At 59.6% G+C, this 10,081-nt stretch carries 13 protein-coding genes; 6 read left to right on the top strand and 7 right to left on the bottom strand.

Translation table 11 applies throughout. The features are described from left to right. Window positions 1–180: 180 nt before the first annotated feature. Window positions 181–1,458, top strand: a complete 1,278-nt coding sequence (brnQ, locus tag E5E97_RS00775) for a branched-chain amino acid transport system II carrier protein (protein ID WP_024945843.1) — start codon at window positions 181–183, stop codon at window positions 1,456–1,458. 70 nt (window positions 1,459–1,528) lie between these two features. Here the strand turns inward: brnQ and E5E97_RS00780 are convergent, their stop codons facing one another. The 3 genes from E5E97_RS00780 to zur are packed head-to-tail and all read right to left on the bottom strand — an operon-like array spanning window position 1,529 to window position 2,673. Next, on the bottom strand, window positions 1,529–1,759 hold the full coding sequence (locus E5E97_RS00780; RefSeq protein WP_024945844.1) for a hypothetical protein: 231 nt from the start codon (window positions 1,757–1,759) through the stop codon (window positions 1,529–1,531). Window positions 1,760–1,763: 4 nt separating this feature from the next. Beyond that, window positions 1,764–2,225, bottom strand: coding sequence for a chemotaxis protein CheX (locus tag E5E97_RS00785; protein ID WP_016351979.1), 462 nt, complete (start codon window positions 2,223–2,225; stop codon window positions 1,764–1,766). Beyond that, window positions 2,215–2,673 (bottom strand): zinc uptake transcriptional repressor Zur, encoded by a 459-nt coding sequence (zur, locus tag E5E97_RS00790; RefSeq protein WP_011707398.1) that lies wholly within the window; start codon window positions 2,671–2,673, stop codon window positions 2,215–2,217. Before zur ends, E5E97_RS00785 begins: the two co-directional genes overlap by 11 nt. Window positions 2,674–2,811: 138 nt before the next feature. Here zur and dusA point away from each other — a divergent pair, with 138 nt between their 5' ends. Together dusA and E5E97_RS00800 are read left to right on the top strand one after the other, a co-directional pair. Continuing rightward, the gene (dusA, locus tag E5E97_RS00795) at window positions 2,812–3,798 is read left to right on the top strand and encodes a tRNA dihydrouridine(20/20a) synthase DusA (RefSeq protein WP_049045830.1); all 987 of its coding nucleotides are present in this window, start codon (window positions 2,812–2,814) and stop codon (window positions 3,796–3,798) included. A gap of 2 nt (window positions 3,799–3,800) precedes the next feature. Continuing rightward, window positions 3,801–3,950, top strand: coding sequence for a hypothetical protein (locus E5E97_RS00800; protein ID WP_011707400.1), 150 nt, complete (start codon window positions 3,801–3,803; stop codon window positions 3,948–3,950). Window positions 3,951–4,025: 75 nt separating this feature from the next. Here the strand turns inward: E5E97_RS00800 and E5E97_RS00805 are convergent, their stop codons facing one another. The 3 genes from E5E97_RS00805 to E5E97_RS00815 all read right to left on the bottom strand — a co-directional run bounded on the left by E5E97_RS00805 (window position 4,026) and on the right by E5E97_RS00815 (window position 5,069). Further along, window positions 4,026–4,451 carry a hypothetical protein gene (locus E5E97_RS00805; protein ID WP_010636148.1) on the bottom strand — a complete coding sequence of 142 codons (426 nt, stop codon included), beginning with the start codon at window positions 4,449–4,451 and terminating at the stop codon, window positions 4,026–4,028. A gap of 101 nt (window positions 4,452–4,552) precedes the next feature. Beyond that, window positions 4,553–4,825, bottom strand: a complete 273-nt coding sequence (hupA, locus tag E5E97_RS00810; RefSeq protein WP_005305063.1) for a nucleoid-associated protein HU-alpha — start codon at window positions 4,823–4,825, stop codon at window positions 4,553–4,555. 58 nt (window positions 4,826–4,883) lie between these two features. After that, window positions 4,884–5,069, bottom strand: a complete 186-nt coding sequence (locus E5E97_RS00815) for a hypothetical protein (protein WP_130631666.1) — start codon at window positions 5,067–5,069, stop codon at window positions 4,884–4,886. Between the two features lie 97 nt (window positions 5,070–5,166). On the opposite strand from E5E97_RS00815, the gene E5E97_RS00820 reads away from it, so the two are divergent. Together E5E97_RS00820 and E5E97_RS00825 are read left to right on the top strand one after the other, a co-directional pair. Continuing rightward, window positions 5,167–5,649 (top strand): Rsd/AlgQ family anti-sigma factor, encoded by a 483-nt coding sequence (locus tag E5E97_RS00820; protein WP_011707403.1) that lies wholly within the window; start codon window positions 5,167–5,169, stop codon window positions 5,647–5,649. Window positions 5,650–5,750: 101 nt separating this feature from the next. Next, on the top strand, window positions 5,751–6,131 hold the full coding sequence (locus E5E97_RS00825; protein WP_011707404.1) for a PilZ domain-containing protein: 381 nt from the start codon (window positions 5,751–5,753) through the stop codon (window positions 6,129–6,131). A gap of 71 nt (window positions 6,132–6,202) precedes the next feature. Here E5E97_RS00825 and radA read toward each other — a convergent pair whose 3' ends face one another. Continuing rightward, a complete protein-coding gene (gene radA, locus E5E97_RS00830; RefSeq protein ID WP_011707405.1) occupies window positions 6,203–7,567 on the bottom strand; it encodes a DNA repair protein RadA in 1,365 nt (454 codons plus the stop codon). Window positions 7,568–7,667: 100 nt separating this feature from the next. Here radA and E5E97_RS00835 point away from each other — a divergent pair, with 100 nt between their 5' ends. Then, window positions 7,668–10,046, top strand: coding sequence for a PilZ domain-containing protein (locus tag E5E97_RS00835; protein WP_171279714.1), 2,379 nt, complete (start codon window positions 7,668–7,670; stop codon window positions 10,044–10,046). Window positions 10,047–10,081: the final 35 nt, after the last annotated feature.

Raw genomic sequence — 10,081 nt, forward strand, 5'->3', positions numbered from 1 at the left:
CTTCTTTATGCTCAGAAGAGTGCTCCTTTATCGATGTGCTCATCGTGGAGGAGAGGGAAGCATTGTTATCCGGTTATCTGCCAGGCAGTGGGTGCAATCAACAAGAACAAGCTGATAAGGCAGATGAGGTCAGGTTTGACGAAATCACTGAAGTTGTCCGACGTATTCGGACTGGGTTTTATGACGTTTGCTTTCTATCTGGGGGCAGGCAATATCATTTTTCCGCCGCTCGCCGGTTTCATGGCCGGTGAACATTTGATGCCAGCCATGGTCGGCTTTCTGCTGACGGCGGTGGGTCTCCCTCTGCTGACGCTGGTCGCCGTTGCCAGAGGCAGCGCCGGACAAGGCAGCAGTGGCTGGACGGCGATGACCCGCTATCTGCCGACCTGGGCGGCCACGGCGCTGGCCATCGCCATCTACATCATCATGGGGCCGGCCTTTGCCACCCCCCGCACCGGGCTGGTGGCTTATGAAATGGGGCTCAAGCCCTGGCTCGGCGAAGCTGGCCAACACGGGCTGCTGCTCTACAGCCTGCTCTTCTTCGCGCTGGTGATCCTGGTATCGCTGGATCGGGGCAGGTTGCTCGATGCGGTGGGCAAGTACATGACACCTGTCTTGATGGTGATGTTGCTGATCCTGGCGGTCGGGGTCTTGATTGACCCGCAAGGCACTCTGCCAGAGGCCAGTGGCGACTACACGGATACGCCGCTCATCAAGGGGATGCTGGAGGGGTACAACACCATGGATACCCTCGGCTCGCTGATGTTCGGTGCTCTCATCATCGGTCTGCTGCAACGCAGGGGCATCGAGGACTACCCGAGCCAGTTCAAGTACCTGACCATCGCGGGTCTTATCTCGGCGGTTGGCCTCTCGGCGGTCTACATCTCCCTGTTCTACCTGGGCAACAGCGCGGCGGGCGTGGTGACCAACGTCGACAATGGCGGTGCCATCGTCAACGCCTATGTATTGAGCCTGTTCGGCCACTACGGCCAGTTGATCCTGGCCGCCATCATCACCCTGGCCTGCTTCACCAGCGCAGTCGGCCTGCTCTGCGCCAGCGCCGACTACTTCCACGGTCTGGCCGGCTGGACATACCGCAAGTGGGTACTGCTGATGGGATGCGTCTCCATCCTGGTGGCCAATGTCGGGCTGAGCCAGCTCATCAGCCTCTCCATCCCGGTGCTGGTCGCCATCTACCCGGTCGCCATCGCACTGGTGCTGGTGACCTTTGTACAGGGTTATTTTGGACGGCCACGACTGGCATTTCGCGCCGTGCTGTTGGTGGCGTTTCTATTCGGCTGTCTGGACGGGCTAGGCGCGGCCGGCATGCAGATGGATGCGTTCGCCTTCCTGCCGCTGTTCGACAAGGGGCTGGCCTGGCTGCTGCCCACCCTGCTGACCTGCGGCTTCGGCATGTTGCTGCGCCCCCGCGAAGATCTGGCCGCCGAAGCGGCCTGATCAACCGGGCGACCAACGACAAGAGGCCAGCATCAGCTGGCCTCTTGCATTGCATCTGTCATCCTGGCTGCTACAGCAGCGGGTCTACCTGCTTGGGTCTGCCTGCCAGACCATACCAATGGGTCTCCACCCGCCCGGCATGCCACTCAAAGGTGCACCAGGGCTGATCTGCCTGCCAGCGCGGAAAGTTCACCACCACCCGGTTGTCTTCGTACTTGTAGAGCGAGGTGGTGATCTGGAGATCAGACAGGATGAGCAGCAGGGCCCAACCGATGAAGAACCATTTCAGCGCTTTCCACATAGGATTACTCGAAACAGATCTCGATGGTGGCACGACCATAATCTGATTCGAACGGCATCATGATCTTGGTGCCATCGGCACGATGGGTGATGGTGTGGTTGGGGCCGGAGACGATGATGGGGGTCGCCATGTCGAACTCATACCCCTTCTCCCCCAGCATGCGCTTGGCGCCGCCGGTCACCATGTTGGTGATCTCGCCCACCATGTCGGTCACTTCTTCATTGATGGTGGCCGGTGCCTCGCCCAGCATACGGCGCATGATCTCCAGCGCCAGCCCCTTCTCGAAGCTGATAGAGAGCGAGCCGCGGGTCTGCGGGCCGACCATGCCAATGAGGCCAGAGACATCGCCACGCGCCAGCTCGTCCATCTTGCGTTTGGGTTTGCCCGGCTTGAGCTCGAGCTGTGCCATGGTGGAGAGCACATTGAGCAGGGAGAGCAGGAACGGGTTTACAAAATCAGCCTTCATGTTGACTTCCTACGGTGGGCGTACAGCGAGCACATTGGCCATGTGCCTCTATTGTCTTATTGGTAATAGTAAAGCCATGCAAGTGGGCTTGCTCGGAAAACGCGCCATCGATCGCCGAGTCATGCAACTCGACCACCTCACCACACCGATCGCAGATGAGCAGTTGCATCGGGTGGGCATGATCGAAGTGACAGCAGAAGATAAATGCGTTCAGCGATTCCACCTTGTGGGCAAAGCCCTGTTCGAGCAGAAAATCGAGCGCCCGATAAACGGTTGGCGGCTTGGCATGGGCCTCGGTCTGCTGCAACTGGGCCAACAGATCATAGGCGCTGATGGCATTGCCGTGGGCAGCCAGCAGCCTGAACACCTGACGCCGGGTAGGGGTGAAGCGGATCCCGCGTTGTTCGCAGAGTCGTTCGGCTCGTTGTAAAAGTTGGTCTTGATTCATGATCACGCAATTACCCTTTTTATTAGCCGGATACTATCACAGGGCCCCCTTTGACGCGGTGACAAAATTCATTTTCTGGGGCTGCCTCACGTTGTGGTAAAATCCGCCCCCTTTGTTTAGCCAACCCGGATGATTTTTATGCAGGCGCAGCGTTTTTCCATCGCCCCCATGCTGGACTGGACCGATCGGCATTGCCGTTATTTCCATCGTCTGATGACTCGCCAGACCTTGCTTTATACCGAGATGGTGACCACCGGCGCCATCATCCACGGCAAGGGAGATTATCTGGGTTACAGCGAGCAGGAGCACCCCATCTCCCTCCAGCTGGGAGGCAGCAACCCGGCCGATCTCGCGCGCTGCGCCAAGCTGGCCGAGGAGCGCGGCTATGACGAGGTGAACATCAACGTCGGCTGTCCCTCCGATCGGGTGCAAAACGGCCGCTTTGGTGCCTGCCTGATGGGTGAACCCGCACTGGTGGCCGACTGCGTCAAGGCGATGCGCGATGTGGTCAATATTCCGGTGACGGTGAAAACCCGTATCGGCATCGACGATCAGGACTCCTACGAATTTCTGCAGGCCTTTATCGAACAGGTACGCGATGCCGGTTGCGACACCTTCATCGTCCATGCCCGCAAGGCGTGGCTGAGCGGCCTGAGCCCCAAGGAAAACCGCGAGATCCCGCCGCTCGATTATCCCCGTGTCTATCGGGTCAAACAGGATTACCCAGATCTCACCATCGCCATCAACGGCGGCGTCACCTCCATGGAGCAGACCCTCGAGCACCTGCAGCACCTGGATGGCGTCATGATGGGGCGCGAAGCCTATCAGAATCCCTACATTCTGGCGCAGGTGGATAATCTGGTGTTCGGCCAGAACCACGCCGTACCGAGCCGCCACGAGGTGGTGCGGATGATGCTGCCCTATATCGAGCAGGAGCTGGCCAAGGGCAACTATCTCTCCCACATGACCCGCCACATGCTGGGGCTGTTCCAGAACATGCAGGGGGCCCGCGCCTGGCGCCGCCACCTGAGTGAAAACGCCTGCAAACCGGGGGCGGATATCCAGGTAGTGCTGGATGCCATGGCCAAGGTACCGGAATTCGCCACCACGGAGGCGGCGGAGTAACCATGTACCGTTTCACCGGCTCCTGGCTGCACAAGGCCATCGTCCGGCTCTGCGCCGGCCTGCTAGCCATTCTGGGCATCAAACTCAGCGCCTTCTACTTCCTCGGCTTGCTCATCGTGCTGGGGCTGCATCGGGATCAACTGCTCGGCTGAGTTCGCCCCACGTCGACCAATAAAAAAACCGGCAACACCCAGTGTGGCCGGTTTTTTATTGTCTCTTCAGCCTCGCTAATCGCCTTTGTCCACGAACTGCAGCTCGGGCGCTCTGGACGTCAGCACATCGGCACAATAATCCCAGGTCGAAATGCGGTAGTGCTGCAGATCCTCGTCCAGGTGCAGGCCGTCCGACTCCTGATGGAACCAGCTGGCAAATCGGGACGGGGTGATGAGCTGGATCTGCTCCTCGATGGCATGGCTATCCTTGCCCTCCGCCAGATCGCAATCCTCCATCACTCGCACCGCAAAGATATGCCGAAAGTAGACCCGGCAAAGGATCTGCGGCGGCAGATCGATGCTGCGAGCCCTGCCCAGCATGATGGTGAGGGAGTCGCTCCAGATATCCTGATGAAGTTCGGCCACAACCAGGCCCGGGGGGAGTTGGCGGGACGGAGCCCAAGGTACGGCAACCTGCCGAATGGCATTTTTCTGTTCCATCATCCACCTCACTACGGCGCACGCCATATCTTGAGTGTATCTGAAACAATTTCCGCTGACGATGGCAATAAAAAACCCGGCTGGCGCCGGGTTTTTGGGGATTACTTGACGGCGTCTTTGAGCGCCTTGCCTGCCACAAAGGACGGCACATTCGCGGCTGCAATCTGGATCTCTTTACCAGTTTGCGGATTGCGACCGGTACGGCCAGCACGATGGTTCACCTTGAAGGTGCCAAAACCCACCAACTGCACAGCATCACCTTCTTTCAGGCTCTGGGTAATACCATTGATGATCTCTTCCAGAGCGACTTTGGCCTGAGCTTTGCTCAGATCTGCTTTGGCTGCAATTGCATCGACAAGTTGAGCTTTGTTCATAACATTTCCTTTATGATCGGGCATTTAGCACCGGGCCACTCTATTCAAAAAAAAACACTCAGGCAAAGGCTTTATCAGCCGGATTGGCTTGAATGCTGGGGTTTTCATCAAGATCTGCGGAAATAGTCACATATCTCGCCCCTTCGTGATCGTAATTGACGGGAAGAGGAGAGCAAATGATGGTGCCTTGTAACCAAAACGCCACCCGGTGTAACAATATCCCCATGCCCCTATTGACGGTCAACTGGATTTTCCCTAGTTATAGGAGGGTGTCGTCAGTCAATAAAAAGGCCGGAGGCCCGTCACGATAGCACTCCATGCCTATGCCCCACGGAGGGACTATGTTAACTGAACTGGAACAAACCAAACGCGCATTGGCAGGAAAGCACAGAGCTATCGACGACTGGCTGGATGCCAGGCAGGCATTACTGGTCGAATACATGCGGCTTGCCGGACTAACCCCCGCCCGCACCAAGCAGCGCTCGCTGCCCGGCCATGTGGAACTGCAAGGCTTCTGTGAACGCCTGGTCGACTATGTCAGCGCCGGACACTTCGAAATCTACAACCATGTGGTGACCGCCTTCGAACAGGCCAGCGGCGACAAGCTGGAGCTGGCGAAACGCATCTACCCCCACATCCGGGCCTGCACCGAGTTTGCACTGGAGTTCAACGACAAGTACAGCAATGCCGATGAGGCTCAGCTGCTGTTGCTGGACGAGGATCTGAACCAGCTGGGTCCCGTGCTGGAAGATCGTTTCAAACAGGAAGATCGGCTGATCAAGGCATTGCAGGTCGTGGAGTCACTCAGCGCCCAGCAGGTTTGATATCCAATTTCGGAGCCAGTTCAAGATCCTGATGTGCAAGGTGCATTACACTCTATGTCATGACCTTTAGCTCCAATTCCTATTGCTGACAGGAGATGAGAATGTCCGAGCGTCGCCGTTTTTCACGGATCCTCTACTTGACCATGGCCGACCTCGTCCAGGGAGATAAGAAATGGCGGACCCAGCTGGTGGATATCTCCCTGCAGGGCGCCCTGTTGATCCGGCCCGATGACTGGGAAAGTCACGACAACAAAGAGTATTCACTCAGCTTTGTGCTGAGCGGCAGCGACATCGAGATCAAGATGCAGGTCATGCTGACCCATGAAGCCAGCAAGAAGCTGGGGTTCTACTGCCATCACATCGACATCGACAGCGCTACCCACCTCAAGCGGATGATCGAGCTCAACGTCGGCGATGAAGACTTGCTGCACCGGGAGCTGGAGCAGCTGCTGAGCGAACATCTCGAACACCCTCACCCCTGAGCGGTATACCCGATGTAAAAAGGAGCGCCATTGCGCTCCTTTTTATTGCCAGCCTGCGGCCACTATGCCGATTACAAGGCCTCCAGGGCATCGGCCAGTTTCTTGACCGGCACCACTTCCATGCCTTCGATGGGATGCTTGGGCGCGTTGGCGTGCGGCACTATGGCCCGGCGGAAGCCATGCTTGGCGGCCTCCTGCAACCGCTCCTGGCCGGAGGGCACGGGGCGGATCTCGCCAGACAGCCCCACTTCCCCGAACACCACCAGATCCTTGGGCAGGGATTGATCCCGGAAACTGGAGACCATGGACAGCAGCAGGGCCAGATCCGCGCTGGTCTCTTCGACCTTGACCCCGCCGACCACGTTGATGAAGACATCCTGATCCGCCATCTGCAGGCCACCATGGCGATGCAGCACAGCCAGCAACATGGCGAGACGGTTGTGGTCCATCCCCACTGCCACCCGGCGCGGGTTGGAGAGCTGGGAGTAATCCACCAGCGCCTGCAGTTCCACCAGCAGGGGCCGGGTGCCCTCCCAGATCACCATCACCACCGACCCCGGCGCCTGCTCTTCACCGCGGCTGAGGAAGATGGCGGAAGGGTTGCTCACCTCCCGCATCCCCTGCCCGGTCATGGCGAAGACACCGAGCTCGTTGACCGCCCCGAAGCGGTTCTTGTGGGAGCGCAGGGTCCGGAAGCGGGAATCGTGGCCGCCATCGAGCAGCACGGAGCAGTCGATGCAGTGCTCCAGCACCTTGGGGCCGGCCAGGGTGCCATCCTTGGTCACGTGGCCCACCATGAAGATGGCGACATGATTCTGTTTGGCATAGCGGGTCAGCAGGGCGGCGGCTTCCCGCACCTGAGACACGGAACCCGGCGCCGACTGTACATCCGCCACATGCATCACCTGGATGGAGTCGATGACCATGATCTGCGGCTGCTCCTGCTGGGCAATCAGGCAGATCTGCTCGACCGAGGTCTCCGACAGCATGCGCAGCTTGTCGGTCGGCAGGCCGAGGCGCGAGGCGCGCATCGCCACCTGCTGCAGCGACTCCTCGCCGGTGACATAGAGGGTCTTCATCCGCTCCGCCAGACCGCACATGGTCTGCAGCAGCAGGGTCGACTTGCCCGCCCCCGGGTTGCCACCGATCAGGATCGCCGAGCCCGGCACCACCCCACCACCCAGGACCCGGTCCAGCTCCTTGAAACCGGAAGAGAAACGGGGGATCTCGGTGGTGGCGATCTCCGCCAGCGTCTGCACCTGGCTGCCGATGGCGCCGGCATAACCGGTATAACGGGCACTCTTGCCCGGGGTCACCGAGCCGAGGCGCACCTCGCTGATGGTGTTCCACTCCTTGCACTCACTGCACTGGCCCTGCCAGCGTGTGAAGTCGGCGCCACATTCGGTACAAACATAGGCAGTTTTGTTTTTGGCCATGGATAACTCGGGGACAGGATGAATTCCTGCTTGATATACTTGTTTGCGACCGACAGATCAAACCCAGAATCGGAAAAGTGACTTTCCGTGGCAGGAACACATGGATTCAGAACAACAACAGCACCTTATTGAACAGCTCATCCCCCTGCTCAGAGAAAAGGATTTCGATGACATCTTCAATCGCCTGACCCAGGACGAAAACAGCAACAGCCGTTTTCTGATCAAGATGGAGATCAAGCGCAGATGCACCCCCTGCCGTCGCGTGATCGACATGCGGGACGAACTGGGTGACGAGTGTCTGGTCCATGAATCCGACGGGATCACCCACTTCATGCCAGCCGAAGCCATCGGTCTGTTCCAGTCCCAGTGCTATCTCTACAAAGACGATTACACCCTGGGAGTCTACGAGGCACTGCAATACTGGCAGAAACACCACCATGGCAAGAGCGATGGCCCGCTGCAGCCTCCTGCCAGCCCGTTTCGCCAGTACGACGTCAACCCCATCGCCTTTGCCAGCTACTATGGCCGACGCCAGGAGCGGATGCACTTCAGCTCCCCCGTGCTCATCAAGTTCGCCGATGGCGACAAGCTGTTTGCCAAAAGCTCCGACCTCTCCCTCGGCGGGATCCGGGTCTCGGTGCCCTATCTGCCCAACTACCAGACCGGCGCCCAGGTCGAGGTGTTCTTCACCGGGCTGGAGCGGGATCATGCCAACCCGGTCCTGCACCATTCGGTCAGCTACCAGATCCTCGGGGAAGAGAGCAAGGAGGGCAAGTTCTGGCTCAGGCTGGTCAAAACCGGCGAACACCCCGGCTTCGACCAGTTCCTGAGCGAGTTCATCGAGAGCAACAAGAGCCGCTATCGGGTCAGCGTCGACTATCTGCTTTCCGCCGCCATCATCAAGGGGTATGAGCAGTTCTATCTGCCGCGCATGACCGGCATGCCGCTATTTTTCGGTTCGGGCGACAGCCCCAGCCTCGAGATCGCCCTGCGCACCGAGAACAACCAGCATATCCTCGAATACTGGCGCGATGCCAAGAACCGCGACATGCTCGCCAGCCTGTTCTCCGCCACCCGCATGCAGGCCCTGCTGCCGGCGGCGGGTGAATTGAAAGAGACCCTGATCTACTGCTTCACCCACTCGGTACGCAGCCACCTCTATTTCTTCTCCGCCACCCGGGAAGAGCTGTTGCAGAGCGGGCTGATGTCGCTCTTCTTCCAGGTCGGCGCCCGGCGCCCCAGCTGGCGGGTCTACAAATTCAGTCTGGAGCGCTGTGACCTGCACGAGGCCGATCTGGCCAGCCAGCAGAGCAAGGAGAGCCCCCAGCTGCAAGACATGCTGCTGCAGGAGCGGCTCAAGCAGATAAGCTATGTCGGCCTGCTGCAGGATGTCGGCCTCGACAGCCAGCGGGAGGAGTTCCAGTACGATGCCAGCGCCCAGCACAATGCCAACGAACTGCAGCGCTTCGGCCACGACAGCAGTGCCGCCCCCTTCGAGATCGAGACGCTGCACTATGTCCAGCTGCGCAAGGAGGCCCGCTACATCCACAAGACGGCCGTGGCCATCAAGCACAATGGTCGCGCCTGGCTCGGCTGGACCCGCGACATCTCGGCTCACGGCATGCAGATCGAGCTGGAAGAGCCGTTCGAGGGGGTGAAGGACGACATCGTCACCATCGCCCTGCCGCGCCTGCAGGAGCTCTCCAAGAGCATGGATCTGCAGCGCCTGCCCTACCGGCTGGTCAGCATCAACCTGACCCGCACCGTGCTGCACCTGTGCATCGAGGGCAATCCGGAGCGCCACACCGGCCGCCAGTTCTTCAAGCTGCTGATCGAGAGCAATCAGAACAAGCTCAAAGCAGCCCAGGAGCAGCGCCGTTATCGCGGCATGGCGCGGGCGCTGCGCAACATCTACACCCACCACGTCTTCAGCACCCCGGTCTACATCAACAAGCTCAAGGGCGCCCCGAGGCCAGCCTCCATCGGTCATGCCCCGCAGCCGCGCAGCCTGTCGCGGCTGCTGAAGGCCTGTGCCGAGCAGGGCGACCAGGACAACCTCTATCCCCTGTTCCAGGGCGAATTGCTCAAACAGCTCATCATGAACCCGCTGCGAGCCATCGAGCGGGAGGATCAGCCCCAGGAGGAGGAGGTCTACATCGCCAGCCTGCAGACGGCGGCCGGTCTGCCCATCTTCACCAGCCGGCTCGCCAGCAGCTTCAAGAATGTGGCGGAGAAGCGCAGCTTCATTGAACAGGCGCTGCGCCAGGGGGAGTTCTACTCGGTGCTGGTGGGCATCTCCCGCACCGGCCGCCCCGACACCAACTTCATCGCCAACGAGCTGGACTACATCGCCAAGTTCGCCATTCACAAGGCCAAAAAGCTGGAAGAGGAGCTGTGGAGCGTGGTGGGGGTGGGTGAGCTGACCGATACCAGCCAGGCGACCCTGTTCCGGCTTGGCATCACGGCGCCCGTCAATTGAGCAGGCCCCTGCAAACCACGGCTCTCAACCCGGCG

The sequence above is a fragment of the Aeromonas sp. 2692-1 genome, from assembly GCF_013085505.1.
GTDB lineage: Bacteria > Pseudomonadota > Gammaproteobacteria > Enterobacterales > Aeromonadaceae > Aeromonas > Aeromonas hydrophila.

Bases quoted from the DNA above. Each gene is read 5' to 3' on its own strand.
- brnQ (WP_024945843.1), top strand. From the start codon at position 181: ATGACGTTTGCTTTCTATCTGGGGGCAGGCAATATCATTTTTCCGCCG.
- E5E97_RS00835 (WP_171279714.1), top strand. From the start codon at position 7,668: ATGGATTCAGAACAACAACAGCACCTTATTGAACAGCTCATCCCCCTG.
- radA (WP_011707405.1), bottom strand. From the start codon at position 7,567: ATGGCCAAAAACAAAACTGCCTATGTTTGTACCGAATGTGGCGCCGAC.
- E5E97_RS00780 (WP_024945844.1), bottom strand. From the start codon at position 1,759: ATGTGGAAAGCGCTGAAATGGTTCTTCATCGGTTGGGCCCTGCTGCTC.
- E5E97_RS00825 (WP_011707404.1), top strand. From the start codon at position 5,751: ATGTCCGAGCGTCGCCGTTTTTCACGGATCCTCTACTTGACCATGGCC.
- hupA (WP_005305063.1), bottom strand. From the start codon at position 4,825: ATGAACAAAGCTCAACTTGTCGATGCAATTGCAGCCAAAGCAGATCTG.
- zur (WP_011707398.1), bottom strand. From the start codon at position 2,673: ATGAATCAAGACCAACTTTTACAACGAGCCGAACGACTCTGCGAACAA.
- dusA (WP_049045830.1), top strand. From the start codon at position 2,812: ATGCAGGCGCAGCGTTTTTCCATCGCCCCCATGCTGGACTGGACCGAT.
- E5E97_RS00820 (WP_011707403.1), top strand. From the start codon at position 5,167: ATGTTAACTGAACTGGAACAAACCAAACGCGCATTGGCAGGAAAGCAC.
- E5E97_RS00805 (WP_010636148.1), bottom strand. From the start codon at position 4,451: ATGGAACAGAAAAATGCCATTCGGCAGGTTGCCGTACCTTGGGCTCCG.
- E5E97_RS00800 (WP_011707400.1), top strand. From the start codon at position 3,801: ATGTACCGTTTCACCGGCTCCTGGCTGCACAAGGCCATCGTCCGGCTC.
- E5E97_RS00785 (WP_016351979.1), bottom strand. From the start codon at position 2,225: ATGAAGGCTGATTTTGTAAACCCGTTCCTGCTCTCCCTGCTCAATGTG.